18 protein-coding genes and 1 pseudogene are annotated in these 22803 nt (G+C 35.6%); 5 read left to right on the forward strand and 14 right to left on the reverse strand.

Annotated features, from left to right (window positions below; all coding sequences use genetic code 11):
- Positions 1-73: 73 nt before the first annotated feature.
- The 5 genes from KDN24_RS19690 to KDN24_RS19710 all read right to left on the reverse strand — a co-directional run bounded on the left by KDN24_RS19690 (position 74) and on the right by KDN24_RS19710 (position 6379).
- Entirely contained in the window at positions 74-1681 is a 1608-nt protein-coding gene (locus KDN24_RS19690; protein ID WP_491348125.1) for an amidohydrolase, read from the reverse strand.
- Between the two features lie 224 nt (positions 1682-1905).
- On the reverse strand, positions 1906-3483 hold the full coding sequence (gene mbcS, locus KDN24_RS19695) for an acyl-CoA synthetase MbcS (protein WP_409972992.1): 1578 nt from the start codon (positions 3481-3483) through the stop codon (positions 1906-1908).
- A 244-nt stretch (positions 3484-3727) separates the two neighbouring features.
- The gene (locus KDN24_RS19700; protein WP_409972993.1) at positions 3728-3934 is read right to left on the reverse strand and encodes an alpha/beta-type small acid-soluble spore protein; all 207 of its coding nucleotides are present in this window, start codon (positions 3932-3934) and stop codon (positions 3728-3730) included.
- Positions 3935-4029: 95 nt separating this feature from the next.
- Positions 4030-5235 (reverse strand): tRNA uracil 4-sulfurtransferase ThiI, encoded by a 1206-nt coding sequence (gene thiI, locus KDN24_RS19705; RefSeq protein ID WP_409972994.1) that lies wholly within the window; start codon positions 5233-5235, stop codon positions 4030-4032.
- 1 nt (position 5236) lies between these two features.
- Entirely contained in the window at positions 5237-6379 is a 1143-nt protein-coding gene (locus KDN24_RS19710) for a cysteine desulfurase family protein (RefSeq protein WP_409972995.1), read from the reverse strand.
- 382 nt (positions 6380-6761) lie between these two features.
- Here KDN24_RS19710 and brnQ point away from each other — a divergent pair, with 382 nt between their 5' ends.
- Positions 6762-8099, forward strand: a complete 1338-nt coding sequence (gene brnQ, locus KDN24_RS19715) for a branched-chain amino acid transport system II carrier protein (protein ID WP_409972996.1) — start codon at positions 6762-6764, stop codon at positions 8097-8099.
- A 218-nt stretch (positions 8100-8317) separates the two neighbouring features.
- On the opposite strand, the gene ezrA is transcribed toward brnQ, so the two are convergent.
- Complete coding sequence (ezrA, locus tag KDN24_RS19720) at positions 8318-10012, reverse strand: septation ring formation regulator EzrA (protein WP_409972997.1); 1695 nt, start codon at positions 10010-10012, stop codon at positions 8318-8320.
- A gap of 221 nt (positions 10013-10233) precedes the next feature.
- On the opposite strand from ezrA, the gene hisJ reads away from it, so the two are divergent.
- Positions 10234-11025, forward strand: a complete 792-nt coding sequence (gene hisJ, locus KDN24_RS19725; RefSeq protein WP_409972998.1) for a histidinol-phosphatase HisJ — start codon at positions 10234-10236, stop codon at positions 11023-11025.
- 143 nt (positions 11026-11168) lie between these two features.
- On the opposite strand, the gene refZ is transcribed toward hisJ, so the two are convergent.
- A complete protein-coding gene (refZ, locus tag KDN24_RS19730; RefSeq protein WP_409972999.1) occupies positions 11169-11801 on the reverse strand; it encodes a forespore capture DNA-binding protein RefZ in 633 nt (210 codons plus the stop codon).
- A gap of 382 nt (positions 11802-12183) precedes the next feature.
- Here refZ and msrC point away from each other — a divergent pair, with 382 nt between their 5' ends.
- Positions 12184-12666 (forward strand): free L-methionine (R)-S-oxide reductase MsrC, encoded by a 483-nt coding sequence (gene msrC / locus KDN24_RS19735; protein WP_409973000.1) that lies wholly within the window; start codon positions 12184-12186, stop codon positions 12664-12666.
- A 300-nt stretch (positions 12667-12966) separates the two neighbouring features.
- On the opposite strand, the gene megL is transcribed toward msrC, so the two are convergent.
- The 3 genes from megL to KDN24_RS19750 all read right to left on the reverse strand — a co-directional run bounded on the left by megL (position 12967) and on the right by KDN24_RS19750 (position 17000).
- On the reverse strand, positions 12967-14154 hold the full coding sequence (gene megL, locus KDN24_RS19740) for a methionine gamma-lyase (protein ID WP_491348126.1): 1188 nt from the start codon (positions 14152-14154) through the stop codon (positions 12967-12969).
- 233 nt (positions 14155-14387) lie between these two features.
- Positions 14388-16274 carry a sensor domain-containing diguanylate cyclase gene (locus KDN24_RS19745; RefSeq protein WP_409973001.1) on the reverse strand — a complete coding sequence of 629 codons (1887 nt, stop codon included), beginning with the start codon at positions 16272-16274 and terminating at the stop codon, positions 14388-14390.
- A gap of 135 nt (positions 16275-16409) precedes the next feature.
- Complete coding sequence (locus tag KDN24_RS19750) at positions 16410-17000, reverse strand: hypothetical protein (RefSeq protein WP_409973002.1); 591 nt, start codon at positions 16998-17000, stop codon at positions 16410-16412.
- 396 nt (positions 17001-17396) lie between these two features.
- On the opposite strand from KDN24_RS19750, the gene rpsD reads away from it, so the two are divergent.
- Positions 17397-17999 (forward strand): 30S ribosomal protein S4, encoded by a 603-nt coding sequence (gene rpsD, locus KDN24_RS19755; protein WP_409973003.1) that lies wholly within the window; start codon positions 17397-17399, stop codon positions 17997-17999.
- 445 nt (positions 18000-18444) lie between these two features.
- Here the strand turns inward: rpsD and KDN24_RS19760 are convergent, their stop codons facing one another.
- The 3 genes from KDN24_RS19760 to KDN24_RS19770 form a co-directional block, all read right to left on the reverse strand.
- Positions 18445-18597: a hypothetical protein gene (locus KDN24_RS19760; RefSeq protein WP_409973004.1), complete on the reverse strand. Its 153-nt coding sequence runs from the start codon at positions 18595-18597 to the stop codon at positions 18445-18447.
- A 277-nt stretch (positions 18598-18874) separates the two neighbouring features.
- Positions 18875-20098, reverse strand: a complete 1224-nt coding sequence (locus KDN24_RS19765) for an IS110 family RNA-guided transposase (protein ID WP_409973005.1) — start codon at positions 20096-20098, stop codon at positions 18875-18877.
- Positions 20099-20395: 297 nt separating this feature from the next.
- Positions 20396-20911, reverse strand: a complete 516-nt coding sequence (locus KDN24_RS19770; RefSeq protein WP_409973006.1) for a thiol-disulfide oxidoreductase ResA — start codon at positions 20909-20911, stop codon at positions 20396-20398.
- 187 nt (positions 20912-21098) lie between these two features.
- Here KDN24_RS19770 and KDN24_RS19775 point away from each other — a divergent pair, with 187 nt between their 5' ends.
- On the forward strand, positions 21099-21818 hold the full coding sequence (locus KDN24_RS19775) for a cytochrome c biogenesis CcdA family protein (RefSeq protein WP_409973007.1): 720 nt from the start codon (positions 21099-21101) through the stop codon (positions 21816-21818).
- Positions 21819-22471: 653 nt separating this feature from the next.
- On the opposite strand, the pseudogene KDN24_RS19780 reads toward KDN24_RS19775, so the two are convergent.
- Positions 22472-22785, reverse strand: a pseudogene (locus tag KDN24_RS19780) (YhjD family protein).
- Between the last annotated feature and the right edge of the window lie 18 nt (positions 22786-22803).

Genomic DNA, 22803 nt, shown 5'->3' on the forward strand with positions numbered 1-22803 from the left:
ACCAATCGGACCTTTACTGGCAGTTGCTCTCCCACTTATGCTGCTTTGTTCATCGAACCTTGAAGTGGGAGTCTTACTGCCAGTTAAGAGTGGGATAAACCATTTTTCCACCAATGACGGTTTTTGCGACCGTTATATTCGGAATCTCTTTTGGATGTACTTTAAAAATATCTGTTTGCAAAATTGTAAAATCCGCCAAATATCCTTCTTTTATAACCCCTCTATTCATTTCATGACAAGCAGCAAAGGCACTTCCCTTTGTAAATAAGCTAACTGCTTCATAAACCGTTAAGCATTCCTGTGCATTATATACTGTATGATTCGGATCATCTATATTCGTTCTCGTAACAGCAGCATGAATGCCGAGTAAAGGGTTTAATGGCTCAATCGGTGCATCAGAGCCTCCAGCACATGGCAATCCGTTCTGTAATAACGTTTTCCATGCGTAATAATGTCCATTACGTTCAGCACCGATTCGATCGATAACCCACGGGAAATCAGAAGCAAGAAATCTTGGCTGGATATCAACAATGAGTGGTAATGTTTTGGCTCGTTCAATTAAATCCTCACGAAGAATTTGCGCATGAATGAGTCTGTCTCTTCCTTTCCCTTGTAATGGGTACTTTTCAATCGCACATAATACCATCTCAAATGCTAAATCCCCAATAGCGTGGACAGCAACTGGCAACTCATATTCTCTCGCTTTTTTCACAAGATTATTTAATTGACTTTGTGTGAAAATGGCGACTCCTGACGTTGAAGGATCGTCTGCATAAGGGTGACTAAGCAGTGCTGTTCGTCCCCCTAAAGCTCCATCAGCAAAAATCTTCATCGCTCCAAATTCAATCCATTCACTGCCACTATGAAAATGCTCCCCTGCATTTATCATTTCATCAACAACCTCATGATGAACGAGAAGATGAGCTCGAAAAGAAAGACCTTCCTCCTCAATAACCCGCTTAAAAGTTTCATACGTCCGAGTATAACCGCCATAATAATTTAAATCCTCCGTATGTGCACCAGTTAAGCCTAAGCGATATGCGTCTTTAATCGCTTCAGTAAGAGCCTTTTGCAAATATGCCTCAGAAACGGTTGGAATAACATTAAATAGCTGTTCATATGCTTTGTCTTTTAATATCCCATTGGGCTTTCCATGCTCATCTTTCTCAATTACCCCACCTGGAGGATTTTCTGTATGCTCATCAATTGAAGCCGCCTTTAAAGCCCGTGTATTAGCTACAAGTGCATGACGACAAACTCTTTTCAGAAGTACAGGATGATTCGGAACTATCTCATCTAATTCATGTGCGTAGATGAACTCGTTCGTTTCCCAAAGATTTTCATTCCATCCTTCCCCAATAATCCACTCACCTTCAGATGTTGATTTTGCATACTCTTTAACAGCTGCTAGCACTTCTTCTTTCGATTTATACGAAGAAAGGTCAAGTCTTATCAACTTTTCTCCATGACCAATTAAATGCATATGACTATCAACAAAGCCAGGTAGCATAGTATCGCCATTCATATTTATCCTGTCATTGATTTCAGCATGATATTTCTCTTCTAAATCTGCAAGCTTTCCGAGTGCCATAATCTTATTTCCATTTGTCAAAACAGCCTCAACTTGATGATTTTCATCTTGCAGCGTGTAAATATTGCCACCATACCAAAGTGTACTCATTCTTCAATACTCCTTTGCAACAAAAATGCAGGCAGTTCATGCCTGCATTCGTCAATAATATTTTAATCGCAAACGCCCTGTTCGAGACGCCTCAGCTTTTCGATCTGTCTAGCTTCGACGTCTAGGGGCTCGAGGTCATAACCCAATCCAGCATGAAGGTAAAGTACAACCTTCCTGCTGGCTTGTCTTATGCTTGTCGCCCCTGTTCGAGACGCCTCAGCTTTTCATCTCGCTTCCATTTCTTGTTTTCTTAGTTCCACTCTTCTTATTTTACCAGATGTTGTTTTCGGAAGTTCGTGTAAAAACTCTATTTTTCGCGGATATTTATATGGTGCAGTCAACTCTTTCACATGCTCTTGTAGGTTTTTCACAAGATTACCATCTGAACTGTCAACACCATCTTGTAAGACGACAAATGCCTTTACAATATGCCCACGAATTTCATCAGGGCTTGCGACAACTGCACATTCTTTAACAAATGGATGTTTGACTAATGCATCTTCAACTTCAAACGGTCCAATCGTATAACCAGAGCTGATAATGATGTCATCTCCTCGGCCTTCAAACCAAAAATAGCCATCCTCATCCTTTTTCGCTTTATCCCCTGTTACATAATAATTGCCACGATATTGCATAGCCGTTCTTTCTGGATCTTTGTAATAGGTTTTAAATAAGGCAGGCGTTTCAATATGAACAGCAATATCCCCAACTTCATTGACTGCACATACTTCACCACGCTCATTAATAATGTCTACTCTATTACCTGGTGTAGGCTTGCCCATTGAGCCTTCCCTTAATTCCATCCCTTTCGTTATCCCGACTAATAATGTATTCTCCGTTTGTCCATATCCATCTCTAACATCAATATTAAAATACTTGCGAAATGTATGAATAACCTCCCGATTTAACGGCTCCCCAGCGGAAACGGCACTGCGAAGATTCGGAAGCTTATATTCTTGAATCTTGTCTGCTTTGGCCATAATTCGATATTCAGTTGGTGTACAACAAAGAACATTTACCTCATAGTTTTGTAAAAGCTGCAAATATTTTGTTGGTTCAAATTTTCCATTGTAAACAAAACCCGTTGCACCCGAACCAAGTACAGATAAAAACGGGCTCCAAATCCACTTTTGCCATCCTGGTCCTGCTGTTGCCCAAACAACATCACCTTCTTCAATACATAGCCAATTTGGGGCTGCCGTTCGCAAATGTGCAAATGCCCAGCCATGCGAATGCACGACACCTTTAGGGTTGCCAGTTGTTCCTGATGTGTAGGAAAGAAAAGCCATATCTTCGCGAGAAGTATCTGCCATTTGAAAATCATCTGAAGAAGATTTCATCTCTTCATCTAAATAAATCCATTCATCAGCTGCAGCACCTACAACAAATTTAGGCAAGGCTTTAGCTTCATTAATATGTGAAAATTGCTCTACATAAGGGAAATAACTTACAATTCCTTTTACATCACCATGATTAAGTCTGTACTGGAGATCTTTAGAACGGAGCATTTCAGAACTAGGAATCACAACTAAACCAGCCTTTAATGCTGCAAGATATACTTGATATGCGTCAATGAGTCGAGGAATCATAATAAGCAATGTATCGCCCTTTTTTAATCCATTTTTATAGAAGACATTGCCTATTTTGTTTGCATTTAATAGCAATTGATCATATGTAATTTCTTTTTTCTCTCCGTGTTCATCCTCCCAAATAATGGCTAATCTATCTTTATCTTTTGCAAAACGCTCCATTTCTGAAACTAGATTATATGTTTCCGGTGCCAATAAATCTTCTCGTCTCATTCAATCTCCCCCTACACTAAACTAAATGCATTTTAATTAGACTCTGTTAAATTTGGTTGTTGATTTCCGCTTCAATCAATAATAGGTTACCAATAACAGAGTTTTTCAATTAAAGACATTATACTAAATTATCCTAAAATTTAAAATTATTTATTTTAGGAATAAATTTACACTGTTAGGAGAGCATGAATAAGGAGCAGGATTCAATCCTGCTCCTTGTAGCCATATTATTTATTTAATTATATTATCTTCCGTAGCCACCCAATTGTTGTTGAGCTGTTTGCACTAAACGTTTTGTAATTTCTCCACCCACTGAACCGTTAGCACGAGAAGTTGTATCTGGGCCAAGATTTACACCGAATTCAGTAGCAATTTCCATTTTCATTTGGTCTAATGCTTGTTGTGCACCAGGAACTAAGAGTTGATTTGAATTTGAATTTGAATTAGCCATGTGATATCACCTCCTTGTGAGTATAGAATGTGTAAAATCACATAGCCATATTCAATTAATTACTGGTAATTCATAGAAATATGAAGGTAGCTTGTTTAAAATAAATCTCCAAATTCTTCAGTCTTCGAAGCATTTGGTTTAATCTGGATCGTTTCTATATTTTCGACCGCTTTACCTATGAGAGGTTCGAAATCAATATAACTTTCATAATGTAGAACTTTCTCTTTTTTTGGTTTTGTTTTTGGTGATGAAGGAACAAATACAGTACAGCAATCCTCATATGGTCGTTTTGAAATATCAAAAGTATCTATTTTCATCGAGATTTCAATAATTTCTGTTTTATCCATCGTAATTAACGGTCTTATGATTGGTGTATTTGTCACATCATTAATCGCATACATACTTTCAAGTGTTTGACTCGCTACTTGTCCAAGGCTGTCTCCTGTTACAATAGCTAATCCATCATTTCGTTTTCTGATTTCATCTGTAATTCGGAGCATGATTCTTCTTGTTGTCGTCATTGAATAATTTGCGGGTATTTGCTTCCCGATCAGTTGTTGAATTTCTGTAAAAGGAACGATGTGCAGCTTTATTACACCACTAATAGTTGCAAGTTTTTCGGACAAATCAATGACCTTTTGCTTCGAACGTTCACTTGTAAAGGGTGGACTGTAAAAATGAACAGCCTCAACGCCAAGACCTCTTTTCATAGCTAAAAAACCGGCAACTGGACTATCTATTCCTCCTGAAAGCATGAGCATTGCCTTCCCACTTGTTCCTACTGGAAGCCCGCCTGCGCCTTTGATAATTTGACAAGATAAATAAGCTGCATCCTCGCGAATTTCAACTAAAACATTAATATCCGGCTTTTTTACATTTACTTTTAAGCCTGGGACATTGATTAATAAATGTCCTCCAAGTGCATGATTTATTTCATTTGTATCGAGTGGGAAATTTTTATCTGCTCTTTTTGTTGTAATTTTGAAGGTGTTTCCTTCTTTATACTCATTGTGAAAAAGTTCTAACGCGTCCTTTTTGATTACATCCATTTCTTTAACTGTTTTGATCGCAGGGCTAAATGTTTGAATCCCAAAGACACCTTTTAACAGTTCAATGATTTTAGCACCATCTTCGCCATTTAAAAGAACATACATTCTTTCACGTTTTAACTCTATTTTTATATTCGGAAAATCCCGAAGAACCATTTTTATATTTCTTCTAAGCTTATCAATAAATCCTTTGCGGTTTTTCCCTTTTGTTGAAAGTTCACCGTATCGGATAAGAATGCGATCATAATTCATATTATTTCATAACCTTTCTAAGCTTTATTATCGTATTGTGAACAACCCCAATAAATTGCTTAGCCTCATCAATTGTATTTTCATAAGAAAGACTAATCCTTATTGCGCTCATCGCTTCTTCATCAGGAATACCCATCGCTAATAAAGTATTACTTGCTTGTTGTTTTTTAGATGAACAGGCACTCGTCGTTGATACATAAATACCATGCTCTTCAAGAGCATGAACAAATACTTCAGCTTTAAACCCTTTAATAGAGAAATTTAGGATATGGGGGGCCGATTCATGAATCGGTGTATGAATTGTAATTCCCTCTATTTTCTCCAACTGTTCTCTTAAATAATGCTTAATAGCTGTCATCGTCTCTTTATGTTTTACTTGTTTAATAAGAGTTATCCGCAAAGCCTTTGCCATCGCGACGATTCCTGCTACATTTTCCGTTCCACTTCTTTTCTTTCCTTCTTGTCCCCCACCTGAAAGCAAGGGTGATATCCCAACCCCATTGCGAATAAATAGCACACCTGTCCCTTTTAGTCCATGAAACTTATGGCCAGATATTGAGAGAAGGTCAACATGGCAATCATTGATCGAAAGAGGGACTTTGCCAATTCCTTGGATATGATCGACATGAAAAAGGATTTTTGAGTATTTCTTTAAAAGTTGACCTATTTCTTTTATAGGCTGTATAGATCCAATTTCATTATTAACGTGCATAACTGAAACGAGAATTGTCTCATCTGTAATCGCTTTTTGCATTTCTTCCATTTTAACGACTCCATTGCTATCAACAGGAAGATAAGTTACACGAAAACCGGACTCTTTTAACTGAGAAAAAGCTTCTTTTACAGAAGGATGTTCGATTTCAGTCGTAATAAGATGGTTACCTCTATTTTTATATTTAAGAGCTGCACCTTTAATTGCTAAGTTATTACTTTCTGTGCCCCCTGATGTAAAAAAGATCTCATTTGTTTGTACATTTAGAAGCTGAGCTATTTGATCTCTAGCTTGTAAAAGAAGTTTCTCTGATTGACCTCCCATTCGATGAAGTGAAGAAGGATTACCAAAATATTCAACCGATACTTTCGTAAATGAATCTAACACTTCCTGAAATGGCTTTGTCGTTGAACTATTATCAAAATAAATCATCGTACCATCCTTCCACATCCGAAAACCTATTAGCAACTTTAAATCATACCATATTTTATTGTCTTTTAAAATGGCTGTTTCAATCATTATCATAATATAATAAAAAATTAAGCCTATAGTTATTATATTAAATCTCACTATAGATATAAACAAAACGAAGTCTTCAACGAAAATAAAGAATTAAATTTAAATTATTTAAATTCAAGTATATAAGATAATTATCTTAACATACTTAAAATTCTGACTTTAATATTATTTCACAATTATACTTATTCATATGATACTATGTTAGTGTTCTTAATATTTTATATTAAATTTTCAAAACATTCCGTCTAGGTATATTGATTTAAAGTGTTAAAAATGTAACATGAAAGGAGAAAACATGAACGCTAAATTTACTTCAAAACAAATCATTCCCGTCGGACTAATGCTGTTCGCCCTCTTTTTTGGAGCAGGGAATATGATTTTCCCACCATTTCTTGCTCAACAAGCGGGCAGTAATATATGGCCAGCTGTTATCGGCTTTTTAGTTACAGGAGTTGGGCTTCCGTTATTAGGGGTTATCGCTATTTCAAGAGTTGGCGATCTCCAAATATTGGCTAGTAGAGTTCATCCTATTTTTGCAGTCGTATTTACTGTCGTCTTATATTTAGTCATTGGTCCACTTTTTGCCATACCTCGTACAGGAACAGTTTCTTTTGAAATTGGAGTTGTTCCTTTTTTACCTGATGGATCAGCAAAATTGGGATTAGCCTTATTAATCTTTACCATTCTTTATTTTGTTCTTACATTATGGCTATCATTAAATCCTTCTAAATTAGTAGACAGAATTGGAAAGATATTAACTCCTGCTCTTTTAATCGTTTTAGCTATTTTCGCCATTAAAAGCTTTATTACACCTTTAGGTAACTTTAGCACCCCTAATGAAGCTTATGCGAACGGACCTTTTTTCAAAGGATTTCTTGAAGGTTATTTAACGATGGATGCCATTGCTTCACTCGTATTTGGAAGTATTGTTGTTGCGTCGATTCGAGAATTTGGTGTAACCGATAAAAATACAGTTACAAAACTTTGCATAAGTGCAGGTGTGATTGCAGCCGCTGCCCTTGCTCTCGTTTATGTTTCACTTGCATGGATAGGTGCTACAAGTACCGATACGATTGGCGCACAAGAAAATGGAGCAGCTATTCTTGCAGCAGCTGCACACCATCTATTTGGTGAATTCGGTGCAATTATTTTGGCATTGGCTATTTTATTTGCTTGTTTAACAACTGCTATCGGTTTGATCTCATCTTGTGCCCAATATTTTTCTAAATTAATCCCTAGTATTTCATATAAGAAATTTGCTGTTATTTTCTCAGTGTTTAGCGCCGTTATAGCAAATGTTGGTTTATCACAGCTTATTAGTTTCTCAGTACCAGTTTTAGTCTTTATTTACCCAATTGCTATTATGTTAATTTTCTTATCATTTGCTCATAACCTTTTTAGAGGCTATACTTCCGTATATATATTTTCCATGATTCCAACAGGATTAATTGGAATTGTGGATGGCTTAAATGCTGCCGGATTGAAAATTCCTGGTATTACAGAAGCACTACATGTTTTACCACTATTTGACAATGGAATTGGTTGGCTTATACCTGCCATTATTGGAGCATTAATTGGATATGTATTGGCTATCCTCTTTGGAGCTACTAAGAGAATTGTAACAACAAACTAAATTTTGCTTTAAAAGTGATTTTACTGAGGTCGGCAATAAGCAATAAGCCGACCTCTTTTTTAATTTAAAGGTTCTGTTAAACAAAGCTGTTGATTTCCGCTCCAATCAACAGGTGCAAAAATCAACATTTTCCTTTAACAGCACCAATTTAACAAATCATTCACAGGTAGCGAATCTTTAATTTCCTAATAACAAAAAAGGAGAGCCACATGAATGGCTTACTCCTCTGATTGATTTATTAAATTTTCTATTTTCTTCATAGCACCCGGTTCAATTTCCTCAATTGATGTTGCGGCATGCTCTAATGCTGCTTTATAGTCAAACCCCCGGAATGATGCTTCAGCTTCTAATAAACCAACTTCAACAGAAGGATATCTGCTGCGATAACGATTGCCATATTGAATTACTTTCTCAACGAGCATAATCGTCTCAATCATTTCCTTCGCATTATTCACAACTTTGTCCACTGTAAGCTCAGCTACTTCTAAATATTGCTGCACAGTTTGAATATTCAATGGTTTCTCACCAAGCTTAATGAGCACATTATCAATACTTTCTTTCGCATCCTCCATTATATAGAGGTAATCTTGAGGGAGCCCAGGAACATTGCTTTTTGAAACTAGCCTAATTGTGTCTGCGATATTCTTCTTTAGTTCTGTAATCCGTTCACGAGCAGCAATTTCATCTTTTCTTAAAGCTTGTAGCTTCTCTGAAAAAGCTTTATGTGCCTCAACAATTTCTTCTAATTGTTGTTTAATTGACTCTAGCTCTTCCTTTAGAAGTGAATGAGCTGTTGCTTTATCAGCAATCTTATGGTCGAGTACTTCAAATTGCTTACTTAATTGAGTCAACTTCTTATCAAGCTGAGCTTGTATATTGATATCTTGCTCAGATAGATGGTAGCTTTCTCGAACAAGCTCTAATTCGTTTCTTAGCTGATTATTTACTTCTCTATTAGAAAATAACAGATTTTTCGTTGCTTCATCATGATTTGTGACAAAATGCTTCGAATGAACTTCATTTTCAAGTAAGTCATATAATACATCAATGCTTTCATGTATCTCATCAATCCCGGATTTAACATCACTAATCTCTGCCTGATCAATTTTCTTTATAAATGCAGAAATCTCCTTTTCAATCTTTGCTGTTTCCTTTTCCAGCTGGACGTGATCAAGAATAAACCCTTGCTCGACCATTTCTTTATATCCCTCTTTTAATTCCTTAATTTGGGCAGGGATTTTAGAATGGCATTCAACGAGTAAAGTCGGGATCGCTTCCATCTTTGATTGGATTTCCTCTAATCTCGATTGAATCGTAAAGACCACTTCTCTAGCTTCTAAATAATTGCCATTTCCTGTACTTTCATCAAAATCGTCAAACTTTGAAAATGTTTCATCTAGTTGCTGTTCAAGTTGTGCTGCAGAAGCTCCGTATGTATGATGATGAGCCAATAATGTTTTCTTACTTTCGCGATACACATCCTTTAGCTCTTCAATTTCTTTTCTATTTTTCTCTTCACTTCCGACAAGCTCATTCAATTCCTCTAACATTACTTTAATATTATCTTCAATCTCAGATAAATACTTTTCTATTTCCTGCTGAACACCCTTTGCTTTCTTGAAACGATATTTATCTATGTATTCCTCTGCATCAAATAAATATTCCTCGACATTCGGTAAGCGTACTGCTACAATTTCATCCCAGTCATTTCTCCAACGCTCAAATAATTGTTCGGTTTGTCCTGTCATATTTAATTGTTTTACTTTCGACATTTCGTCAAGAACAGGGCGATTCGTAATATCCATCTTCCATGTTTCTAACCTGTCAACTTCTCGATAATACTTTTTCTTTAAAAAATAGCCTGTTAAAAATAACCCTATCAAAATGACGAGACCGCCAATAACAAATTTCATTTTTATTAAAGCCCCCTGTTCTGTTCCTCGAGCCAATATATGGATTTACAAAAATTAAATTCATGTTAAGTTCAATGTTTTTATGATACCATGTAAACGACAATTTTTGACTATTTATTTCACTTTTTTATCTAAATTATTGTGAAAAAGTATCAATTTTATAATTGTTTTCATATTTTTCCATCTTTTCTTATAATTTTAAAAGGAAGGAGATGTTTCAAATGAAAAAAGACGGACATATTCATACCCCATTTTGTCCACATGGCACAATGGATGCGTTAACGGGATATGTGGAAAAGGCCATTTTATTAGGTTATGAAGAAATAACCTTTACAGAGCATGCTCCATTGCCAAAGGGATTCATCGATCCTACTCCAAAAAAAGACAGTGCGATGAAGCTGGAGGATTTAGACATATACATGGAGGAAATTGAAAGGGTAAAAGCAATTTATCGTCATGACATCATAATAAACACTGGATTGGAAATTGATTATATCGAAGGCTATGAGCGAGAGACAACATACTTTCTCAATCAATATGGTCCGTTTTTAGATGATGCCATTTTATCCGTACATTTTTTGAAAAATGGTGATGAATATGATTGTTTGGACTACAGCCCTGAAAACTTCGCTAATATGGTGATGAAATATGGATCTATCGAACATCTTTATCGAGTCTATTACCAAACCGTCCTACGCTCAGTTCAAGAAGATTTAGGTGCATATAAACCGAAACGAATTGGGCATATGACTTTAGTGAAAAAATTCAAAAAAAAATTTCCAATTGCCAATGAAAATAAAGAGGACATATTAACTATTTTGTCTGCTATTCAATTACAAGGCTATGAACTTGATTACAATAGTGCCGGCTTTCAAAAACCGCTTTGCAGGGAATCCTACCCGCCGAATTGGGTCGTGAAAGAAGCCTTAGAAATGGGCATACCGCTAATTTATGGTTCAGATGCACACCGAATTAAAGACCTCGGTCAAAACAGAGAGCAAATGCTTATTTAAAATAGGTGAATGAAGAAATCGTGCGAATGAGCCGATTTCTATTTTAAGCTAGTAGGAAAATGTAAATAATATTAGCGCTAATATTATCGCATAAGAAAAGCTAAGCCATTTGCAAAACGCTCTTTAGCGAATGTCAAGTTTTTCTAATTTACAGCTAACAACGCATTTTCACTTTTATGGTCGCAAAGGACTCCTTCGATCCAGTAATATAGTTCTTCGATATATTTATCAGCAAAATATTTTTCATTTGGAAGGACATGAAGAACTTCAGTCATATATTGCGTATTTAAAAAGGGCATGCTCAAAAGACCTTTTAGCTGAAGAATGATATACTCAGATGTAAATGGACGAAATTCCTTCGCCATCATCCCTCTTTCAAACACTTTATTAAAATAATACCTTTCTTTCATTAAATAAGTAGTCATTATTTCCCGAATAACTTGTGAATCAATCGAAACTTCTCTCAAAATTAATCTAGTCAAATGAATGTTTTTATATTGATAGTTCATAATATTTTTCGCAATATTCTTTAGGCAAAAGGCAGCACCTTGCTCTAGAAGAGAAAATCCCCTTTCTACCTCTTTTATATAACCTTCAAAAAAATCAGTAAGGCAATACTCAAGCAATCCATGCTTACTTTCAAAATAATAGGAGATGTTAGAGGAGTTCACCTTAGCTTTTTCTCCGATGTCCCGTATGGAAGTACCGCTGAACCCTTTTGCATTAAACAACATAATTGCAGCTGAAACGATTTTCTCTTTCGAATTTTTTCTCAATTTTCTTCACCCCTTATTAGAAAAGCGGAAGCGCCTTGTTTAGCGACGTACGAACTGGACTCACCCCGACGAGATAAAGGAAACACGACGAGTGAAACGAGTCGATGTTGACTTATCGTAGGGAGGGGAAAGGAAGTTCGATAGGCGCTAGGCACTGGAGCTAGACAGTTCTCTATCTTCAAAAACTTTATACTTTCTTAGCCTTCTAGCTTAGAAAAGCGGAAGCGCCTTGTCGACGATAATTTACACGAATTCCTTGTTATACATAAACATTCTTGTTAAAATCACCATATCCTTTATAAACATCTCGACAAAATTTCGGTTGTTTCTTCTAATTTTGCAAAAAGGAAAATAATTGCTAAAGAAAGCAAGGTGAATGATTGTGTTCCATGTCGAATCTTACCGCGGAGCCCGCGAAGAAAATTATCTTTTAGTTAAGAAGCAGCTAGCCGCATTGCTAGATGGCGAGCCAAACCGCATTGCAAATTTAAGCAATGCTTCTGCACTATTAAATCAGTTTCTTGATCGAATTAATTGGGTCGGCTTTTATTTACTTGAGGATGACGAACTTGTACTGGGCCCATTTCAAGGCCTACCTGCCTGTGTGAGAATTCCACTTGGAAGAGGAGTATGTGGTACAGCAGCAAGGCAAATGAAAACGATTCGTGTAGAAGATGTCCATAAGTTTCCAGGTCATATTGCTTGTGACGCAGCTTCACAATCTGAAATTGTCATTCCACTAATAAAGGACGGCAGCCTTATTGGTGTATTAGATATTGATTCACCAGAAAAAAATCGCTTTGATCAATTGGATGAAAAGGAATTAGAGGATTTTGCCAACATACTCATTTCTTCTCTTTCATAAAGGATCTTCTTCGCATATATTGATGTTTTGCCTTCTAATTTTGCCCGTTGATTTCCGCTGCGGGCACGCAGCGATCGCGGGGAGGGACGTGAGCCTCCTCGGCGCTAGCGCCTGTGGGGTCTCACGCTTCCTCCATTCCCGCAGGAGTCAAGTACCCTCCGCTCCAATCAACTCTGTTAACTAAATAAAAATTGCACTAAAAAAAGACAAACTTTACGAAAACAGTATTCATATAAAAGTAAATGGGACTGTCTAGTAGTCTATAGACTAAACTAACAGTCCCTATGATTAAAAATGATATTAAACGTTTTCCAATGCCTGTGCTAAATCATCACGGAGATCTTCCCATGATTCTAGCCCAACTGATAGTCGAAGCAGTGTATCTTCTATCCCCATTTTTTCGCGTGATACCTTTGGCACTACTGCATGAGTCATTGTTGCTGGATGTTGAATGAGTGTCTCAGCATCGCCTAGACTAACGGCAATTTTTATGAGTTTAAGCTCATTCATTAACTTTTGGGCTGTTTCTTTATCCCCTGTAATTGAAAAAGAAATAAGTCCACCTGGTTTTCTCATTTGCTTATTGGCGATTTCATAATCTGGGTTCCGCTTATCTCCTGGAAAGTAAACATGCTCAACTTTCGGATGATTTAATAAGAAATCTGCTAGCTTTTCAGCATTATCACAATGACGATCCATCCTGACTGCTAGTGTTTTTAGGCCGCGTAATAGTAACCATGCATCAAACGGCGAGATGATGCCTCCAATATCCTTTTGTGTCGTCATAGCGACTTCCCTCATAAATTCATGACTGCCGATCGCAATTCCCGCAATTACATCTCCATGGCCACAAATATACTTTGTTGCACTATGAATGACGACATCGCAGCCAAGTGAAAGTGGGTTTTGTAAATAAGGCGAGCTAAAAGTATTATCCACAACAACCGGTATCCCTTTTTCTTTTCCTACTTCGGCAACCATTTGCAAGTCAACAAGCTTCATTGTCGGATTGATTGGTGTTTCAATATAAATACAAGTTGTTTCAGGACGAATTTCATTTAACAGCTGCTCTTTCGTTGCCATCGTCGAAAAATCATGATGTACTTGATACTTTTCTTCCATCATTTCCAATAAACCAAACGTGCAACCATAAATCCCTTGAGAGCATAAAACATGATCCCCTGTTTTCGTTAAAGCTAAAAGAATAGCAGAAACTGCAGCCATTCCTGAACTGAAAGCAAGAGCTGCTTCTCCTTTTTCAAGGGCAGCCATCCTATCTTCCAACATTTTTACTGTCGGATTGCCTAACCGCGTATAAATAAATCCATCCTCCTTACCAGCAAACCGCCTTTCCCCCTGTTGGGCGGTTTCGAAGGTAAAAGTCGATGTCTGAAAAATAGGTGGTGTAAGACTACCCTGATATTGTTCTGGATCATATCCCTCATGGATAATTTTTGTTTCAAACCTAGTAGATTCTTTTTCTGCCATAATTAATCTCCCCTTTATCATTGCAAACGCTTTCATTATGTTTTGATAAAAACTCGACGTTCACCAAGTCTTTACGGAGAGTGCCCTAGCTTTTCTTATGCGATGTTCTAAGCAGTATTATTATTTGAATTTCTTATCTAGCTAAAAAAAGACCTCTCTTTTAGCATAAATTAAAGCGCGCTTTTTTGAAAGTACTTTATGATCTGAAAAACAAAAAGGACCAATCACAAATATTAGCGACTTAGTCCTTCGTTATTAATAATCTCGTTTTCTTGTATGACAACCTTATTTTTTCCCGTGTGTTTAGCCACATAGAGGGCTTTATCTGCACGTTTAAATAATGTAGCATAAGATTCTTTTTGTCCACGGTTCCAATGTGAAACACCGCATGACACTGTTACTTGTGGTTCTGTATTAGTGTATACTTTTTTAACGAGTCGTTCTGCAATGACAACTCCTGCGGAAAGCGATACACCTGGCAAATAAATCGCAAGCTCTTCTCCGCCCCATCTTGCACCGATATCTGTACCCCTAATATTAGCATTTATCAAATCTGCCACTTGAATAATGACATCGTCTCCAACCTGATGACCAAATGTGTCATTTATCGATTTAAAATTATCAATATCAACCATAATAAAGGTTCCTTCATGATCTTCATTCATCGATTGATGGATTTTTTCATCAAGATAACTGCGTGAAAATAACTTTGTTAAATGATCGGTTACAACCATTTTTTCAAGTTCTTCTCTTAGCATTGCATTCGTAAATGCAAGTGTGGAATGATGCACAAGTGATTGGAGTAATTTAAATGCTTCAAAAGAAAAATGGTATGGCATATGATGCATAACTAGTGCAAACCCTTTCTGAATGCCAGATTGGGTCATTGGGACAGCCATAATGGACCTATACTCGATGCCATCTAAGCTCATTGATTGATTTAAGTCACCAATGAAAAGAGCATCATCTTCAGCCTCTAATCTATCTTTAATATGCTCTATATAGATAGTAGCGTCCTTTTTATGAAAAAATTCAGTGCTGCCATTTAATACTTTTGTTTCCCCATCTGTAAACAAAATGAATCCGACGACTTCCGCATCAAAGGAGTTGATAATCTTCTCAGTTATAAAGGTTATCGTTTCGGTCAATCGTAAATTCGAATTCAAACGATGTGACGTTTCATTAATTAACTTAAGATCTGTAATTAACTGTTTTGATTGCTGATAAAGCTGTGCGTTTTCCAATGCGCTCCCTGCAGTATTAGCAAGAAGTGAAATAAATTCTACTTCATTTATTGGAAACATTAATGTGTTTGGGGCAATAACTTGTAAAACACCATATACCCCTTGCTTTCCTTTCAATGGAGCATACATAATGGATCTTTTCTCCTGCAAAGAATCTTCAAATTGAAAAGTTCCAGTGACATATGCCTGCATAGCCGCAATATTTTCACTATCATACTCTAAATCCTTTATCGGCAAATCCTCTAATTGATTATTATCATGTGAAAGTAAAAGATAATACGTAAATGCAGGGTAAACCTCCTGAAGCGTATAAATAATTTCTCCTAGTACATCATCTGTATGCATAGTGGAATGAAATTTCTCTGTCACACGAAAAAGCTGTTTATATTTATTTTCTTCTGAAAGTATTTTTAAAAAGCTTTGCGACTTATATAAAAACTGAGCTGTTTCCATACTGATCATATCCATCCACTCATCAGGAAGCTCGTCTAAATAGGCATTTTTTCCCATAATTCCAATAAATCCAAGATGTTGATTATGTAAATGAAGATTGAGTAATACATCATATGCTTCAAAGCCGGGGAGCTTATGACGAATCGTCCGTGCTGTTTTTATTCTGTTATTCATTTCATCCAAAGTAAGTTTCAACGAAGATGAATGATGTATTTGTTCCTCTGTAGAAGCTTCAATCGTTGCTTTATGCCCAAATTCATTATAGCTAAACAGAGTCACTTCAAGTGCATTTGTCAATTCTTTAATGGTTAGAAGCATCTTTCTAAATATTTCATCATAATTCAGGGGATCATTCCCTGTACCGAAAATATCATAAAAAGAGCTTTTTAATCTATAAATAATTTGCTGTCCGAGCAGGATCATTTCTATCATCACCTATTACTATTACTGATTTAAAAACAATGGACATATAATGTTTTCACTCATTAGCATAATAAAGTTTGCACTACAATCAGTATAAAACATACAAGTGTGAATAATCATTCATTTTTTTATTAATTACGGAATTATTGTCGCAATTTTTACATTCTTCTCGGTGACAATAAGCCAAAGCTGCTGGTCATTTGATAAAGCATGAAGCTCAACAGGAGTTTCTTCCTTACTTAAAGAAATGGACTGCTTTTCGTTCAAAGCAATCGTCGCTTCATCTTTCCGAAAGATAAACGGAGTTATGTATGGATTATTCTTATTGAGTGTATTTATGTTTCTCTTCTCTTCTTGTAAGCTTGGATTGAAATATAGCCACTTTTCATGACTCTTAGCCCAGAAACCGTCCGTACTTATATCTAATGATAATTGTTCTATTGGAAAACTAAGTTTAACGGCATGCTTTGTAGTAAACTTATAATGATCGTCTTTATTAATTTCATAGATGCCCAAAGTATGCTGATCGTTTTTATGCTCATAAAGAACGATGACAGGATTGTCTTTCTCGTATATACTTGCATGCAGAACAATAGCTTGAGGTGGATGAGTTGACTCGCTAATCGGTAGCTGCTCTTGCCGATAGGAAAAGCCAAATAGGACGAGCATAATAAAAAAAACAATTAACAAATAGCGGATCATCTTCTCTTTTTTTGTTTCGTTCACTTTCATCACTCTTATTGGCAATGTCATCTTTATTGCATAATTATATCATATCTAATGACAAAATTAGTATAAAATACTTATTTTTCTAGTATCTTAAGTGAAAAAGTCCCTTGACTTTATTGATTAAAAAATAATATAATATTCTTTGTGTAAAATATTGCAGCCTATGTGAACTCATTTATGCACGCATTTTGTTCCTCAATAGATTTTTGGTGCGGCTTTCTGCAGACACCAACAGCTTTTTCAAGGAGACAGCCTCCGCTTTTATCTATTGATTGGGTATCGCGTAACTCCCTGCTGCTGGGGCGAAGGTACAAAGAAAACAAAATGGTCATAATTGTTGTACACATCTGTTTTTATTTTACCTAAATAAAAACATTAAAGGAGGAGTCTTAAATGGCTCGTTATACTGGTCCAAGCTGGAAACTATCTCGCCGTCTAGGAATTTCCCTAAGCGGTACAGGTAAAGAATTAGATAAGCGTCCTTACGCTCCTGGACAACATGGTCCAAACCAACGCAAAAAATTATCTGAATACGGATTGCAATTACAAGAAAAGCAAAAGCTTCGTCATATGTACGGAGTAAATGAGCGTCAATTCCGCAACCTATTCGATAAAGCTGGTAAAATGACTGGTAAACACGGTGAAAACTTCATGATTCTTTTAGAATCACGTCTTGACAACGTTGTTTATCGTTTAGGCTTAGCTCGTACTCGTCGTCAAGCACGTCAAATTGTTAACCATGGTCATATCCTTGTTGATGGTAAGCGCGTTGATATTCCATCATACCGCGTTACTGCTGGTCAAACAATTAGCATTCGCGAAAAATCTCGCAACCTTGACATCATTAAAGAAGCAATCGAAGTTAACAATTTCGTTCCTGATTTCGTAACTTTCGATGCAGACAAATTAGAAGGAACTTTCACTCGCTTACCTGAGCGTTCTGAACTTCCAGCTGAAATTAACGAATCTCTAATCGTTGAGTTCTACTCTCGTTAAGCTGAGTAGTCTGCAAAGTGTAGTATTAAAAGCCTTAGAAACCCGTTACATTGCGGTTTCTAGGCTTTTTCTATTTTATGGATAATGCAGGAAAATGCACTAAAATGTATGTATTTGGGGCTAATTTTGGGGCTAAATGTGGCCAAAAAAAAAGCATGAATGGCGGCGTATGTAGAGGAATAAGTATTTGTAAATTGGAGCTATTCACTCACCCGAAAATTCGGGTCAATAGAAATAACCTTGATATTTCCATCAGTTTTGTAGCTACTATCAATGAAAAAATCCTGAGAACGCAAAGTTGCGTTTTCTAAAATTTGTTTACATCCTTGTTATTTCGTAAATACCGTCCTCGATAAATATTTGTGTTTTATATTCTTTTCCGTCAGGTGGTTGCAAATTGCAAGTAGCTGAAAATTCTCCTTTTTTGATATATTTGTATACCTAACTATATTTTCCTTTCGACTAGCGCAAAACCATATTTTTCATTTACATATTCTATAAATAATTCACAAAGGAGATTTTCAGCGTTTATTCTAAATGCTTCTTCATCAAATTCAATTATTGTATCTTCGGTAATAATGCTTTTCCGATCTTTCATACTGCATCCCCTTCGAAAATGCATTATGAGAAGAATGTGCTTATCAACGAACTTTGGGAACAGAGAGGAAACAGCTGCTTCACCTTCCTGAGGCAGATTATCCTGCCTGTTTCTTACCTCCAGTCAATAGTTTTTTTATAAAATTCTTTGTTCGAAGAGATTATTTTTTGTAGAGGATGGGGTACCCCTATCCTCTACAAAAAATTGCACATGTCAAAAAGACCTAACGAGTTTTCTTTTTTTCGCAAGGTCAGTGTGCTATAGTAAGATTAAATGATTACGATTTTTGAGCTGGTAGTGCGGACTCATAATCGTACAATATGCCGTGTGTAATAAGGTGAAATGCGACTTTCAAGAACTTATTCATACACGCCACGATCGCAACCTTATGGGGCTTACCTTGAGGTTGCGTTTTTAATTTGTAGTAATAGTCGACGAAATGATTTTGAACGCCTTTTCTCATAAGCATGGTTCGAATCATAAAGAATAGAATTTTTCGTAGTTTATTATTTCCACGCTTATTGATTTTGTCTTTATAAAACGTATTTCCCGACTGATACCTCATGATATCGATCCCTACATACGCATTCAATTGTTTATGATTTTTAAAGCGCCTTATATCACCTACTTCACCAATAATTCGAACAGCTGTTGCTTCACCTATACCAGGAAATGAAAGTAGTATTTGATACTCGGAACAATCTTTTGACAAGTCAATCATTTGTTTCACTACCAGTTCTTTTTTCTCTTTTAAATCAGTGATTCGACTTGCATAATCCTTTGCTTGTACACATCGTATGTCATCTTTTGAAACGGCTGGATAAGAGATTTTTGCAGCTTCAAGGAGAGCGATTCCTTTCTCTTCTGCTCGTTTCAATGACAAATTCTTTCGTGTATTCGCTTTTAATCGATTGCGAATGACCGTTTTCGAATGGCCTAATACTTCATCTGGGTGTGAATACAATTGCACGATATTCAAAAAAAGAGCAGAACGTTTCGTAAATAGCTGTTCTAATTCTGGAAAACTTAATTGTAGAATGGCATGTAAACGGCTATATAAATGCGTCATTTCACTATCTAGCTCATCATAATAACGTGTCAACCCACGCATCTGCTGGTAGTAATCTTCTTCTTTATACGTCTGTTCACGTTCTACTCGAAAATGTGATTTCGCTAACTCATGTGCATCGCCTTTATCCGTTTTTTGGCGTCGCATCGAAGCCATTTGTAAGTTTGCTTCAAGTGGATTAATTCGACAATATGTATATTGATAGTCTTGAAAAAAGCACTCCAATGGTTTGGAATAGACACCAGTGGCTTCAAAAACAACTTCAGGAGCTTGTCCATCTTGAGAAGTGAGTGCTTGAAGTGTTTCGTGTAACTGTTCAAAAGAAGGGCGATTATGCTCAACGTCTTTTTCTACTTCGCATTGACGGTATTGGTTGTAAATAACCATCGTACTTTTTCCTATACTGACATCAAATGCTACAACATGTTTCATGATTTCATTTTCTCCTTTTTGACCAATCATAGAAGTCTTCACATTACCTTATCGATTCCATTTTCTTATACATGATCTCGAGGATCCAACATACTAAACTGATTCACATAAGGGCGTGAAGTTAGTCGGTTTTTAATACGGACTCATACTTGGTCCCAGAGGCTGTTCGACTTTTCTTCACTTCTACTATAAAAAAATAGTAGCACAAACCATGGCCTTGGTCTGTGCTACTAATGTTAGTATGTTTTTGATTACTTAAAATATGTTCACATGTAGTTAAGTTTTTCATCTTTTATACTATAACCAATCACTTAGCATTTCCCTAGTAACTTCTCCCTCGTGAACTTTTTCAATAATTCCATTCGAATTTATTAAAAAAGTAGTGGGAAGATTAATAACTTTATATGAACTTTGAATTGAAGTATCCTTATCACCTAATATCGGGAAACTTAAGTTATATTTCTTAGTGAATTGATTTACTACAAAATCTGAATCACCGACATTAACTGCAATAATATTGAAGTTTTTGTCCTTATTATTAGAATATGCCTCCTCAAATGCGGGCATTTCTCGTCTGCATGGTTGACACCAGGATGCCCAAAAGTTCACTATTATTTTTTTATCAGCTAATTTATTTAATTCTATTTCTTCATTGTTTATGGTTTTTGATTTGAAATTAATTGCAGGTTTTCCTTGTAGAGAATATACAGTATCTTTTTTATTATCTTTATTATACAAAGTAAAAATGACAATAAAAGCCAATATACATAAAATGGCTATCCGATATATTAATCTTTTTCTTTTTATAAACATAATATTCTCCTTTAAAAATATTATTATAAGTACCTTGACATTTTACAGCTTTAATTTTAGAGAACTAAAAACTAATATTCATGTTCATTTCCAATATATTTCATTTCCAAAGTTTTTACAACAAATAAGATATAATAATCATTGATGTATGTAATATATGGTAGCATTACCATAAGGAGTGATAATTTTGGAAAATGTAACATTATTATTAGCTTTTGCTGGAGGTTTTTTGGCTTTTATTTCTCCATGTTGTTTACCGTTGTATCCATCATTTATTTCTTATATAACTGGGGTTTCTGTAAAGGAATTAAAAGAGAATAAAAATGTCTCTTTTAAAAAGAAAGTTTTAGTTCATTCAATATTTTTTTCACTTGGGTTTTCAATTGTTTATTATATTTTAGGGTTTTCTTTCAGTAAAATAGGAGACCTCTTTGCTTCAAGTAAAGAGTTATTAAACACTTTTGGCGGTATTTTTTTAGTAGCTATAGGATTATTTTTATTAGGGATTATCAAACCACAATTTCTTTTTAAAGAAATAAGGTTTAATTATAAAAAGAAATCTTCTACATATTTAAGTTCATTTTTAGTTGGTTTTGTTTTTTCTGCTGGTTGGACTCCTTGTATAGGGCCAATTTTTGGTGCGATAGTTTATGCTAGTGTAATAAATCCTGCTGAAACATTTGCGAATGTTACTGCTTATTCGTTAGGATTTTGTATACCATTTATAATAATGGCTTTTTTCATAGGGAAAATAAAATTTATTTCTAAATATTCCTCAATTTTAATGAAAATAGGAGGAGTTATTATTATTATTCTTGGAATAATGATTTTCTTTAATAAGATGACTTATTTAAATATGTGGACATCAACCCTTACATATTACATTGAATCTTTATTTGAAAAATAAATATTGTCTGATAGGGGAGAAGTCAGGAAAATGTTGGCGGTACCCAAAAGGATTGTAGGTGTGTTCAGCACCTGCCAGTCTTTTTTAGTAAATTCAGTGGGGGTGTACCAGCGAATCTATTACCACCCGTAATAAGAAAATGACGAGATTACAATAATACTACAAACACGTATACCCCCAGCCTGTTAAAAAATGGGGTGAATAATTCTGAAATTGCAATTTTTAATGGAGTATTAATACTCGTTGTAAAAATTAATGAAGAAAGTAATTATGTACTCAAGCTTAATTATATTTCATTTATTTTAGCTTGTTTAAATAGAAGTAACCTAAAACTCCCGACTTATCAATCGCTATCTGAGCCGGGAAAAGTCGTTAAAACCATTTTCTTGTGATTATTTAGGCTCGGAAGAAATTAGAAAAAAATGGCTGGATATGATGAAACGAATTCTAATAGTGGAAAGGGTATCGGAGATAGAGAATTCTTTGCGTTTCTAATTCTATTCCTTATTGTGGGTAGAAACAGCTTCGCTGTTACTACTCGTATATTAATTTCATTTTTTATAATATCCTATGCTTAAAGTATCTGTGTGGCTATACTCACCTTTACACGGTAAAATCCCTCTGGTGTGTCATTACATAGCAACTAGAGGGATTCATTTAAAACGGTTATACAAATAATGCTCCATTAATTCATGTACCTTGTTACGTATCCTCGGATTAAAGTAATTATGTTGCTCTTCAAATCCTTTATATAAAAATGAATACATCGTAAATGCTTCGTCATGACCTATTTGCTGAACCTTCATATTCCCCTGCCGCATCTTATCTTTAACAACTTTTAAATCCTTTTGTACAGCTCTTATTGTTTCCTCCACAAATTTAGATAAGGCTCCTTTAATTTAAATGGTGCTTTATCTATAATAATTCGATCTTTTTCCAACACGGTAAGAACCATAGGCAAATACATAGCTTGCTCGATTATATC

Source organism: Cytobacillus sp. Bva_UNVM-123 (assembly GCF_046351715.2).
Lineage (GTDB): Bacteria > Bacillota > Bacilli > Bacillales > Cytobacillaceae > Cytobacillus.

Coding starts and splice junctions, on each gene's coding strand:
- ezrA (WP_409972997.1), bottom strand. CDS start 10,012: ATGAAATTTGTTATTGGCGGTCTCGTCATTTTGATAGGGTTATTTTTA.
- KDN24_RS19710 (WP_409972995.1), bottom strand. CDS start 6,379: ATGATTTATTTTGATAATAGTTCAACGACAAAGCCATTTCAGGAAGTG.
- mbcS (WP_409972992.1), bottom strand. CDS start 3,483: ATGAGACGAGAAGATTTATTGGCACCGGAAACATATAATCTAGTTTCA.
- thiI (WP_409972994.1), bottom strand. CDS start 5,235: ATGAATTATGATCGCATTCTTATCCGATACGGTGAACTTTCAACAAAA.
- brnQ (WP_409972996.1), top strand. CDS start 6,762: ATGAACGCTAAATTTACTTCAAAACAAATCATTCCCGTCGGACTAATG.
- KDN24_RS19770 (WP_409973006.1), bottom strand. CDS start 20,911: ATGTTTATAAAAAGAAAAAGATTAATATATCGGATAGCCATTTTATGT.
- KDN24_RS19690 (WP_491348125.1), bottom strand. CDS start 1,681: ATGAGTACACTTTGGTATGGTGGCAATATTTACACGCTGCAAGATGAA.
- KDN24_RS19745 (WP_409973001.1), bottom strand. CDS start 16,274: ATGATCCTGCTCGGACAGCAAATTATTTATAGATTAAAAAGCTCTTTT.
- KDN24_RS19760 (WP_409973004.1), bottom strand. CDS start 18,597: ATGAAAGATCGGAAAAGCATTATTACCGAAGATACAATAATTGAATTT.
- hisJ (WP_409972998.1), top strand. CDS start 10,234: ATGAAAAAAGACGGACATATTCATACCCCATTTTGTCCACATGGCACA.
- KDN24_RS19700 (WP_409972993.1), bottom strand. CDS start 3,934: ATGGCTAATTCAAATTCAAATTCAAATCAACTCTTAGTTCCTGGTGCA.
- rpsD (WP_409973003.1), top strand. CDS start 17,397: ATGGCTCGTTATACTGGTCCAAGCTGGAAACTATCTCGCCGTCTAGGA.
- megL (WP_491348126.1), bottom strand. CDS start 14,154: ATGGCAGAAAAAGAATCTACTAGGTTTGAAACAAAAATTATCCATGAG.
- KDN24_RS19765 (WP_409973005.1), bottom strand. CDS start 20,098: ATGAAACATGTTGTAGCATTTGATGTCAGTATAGGAAAAAGTACGATG.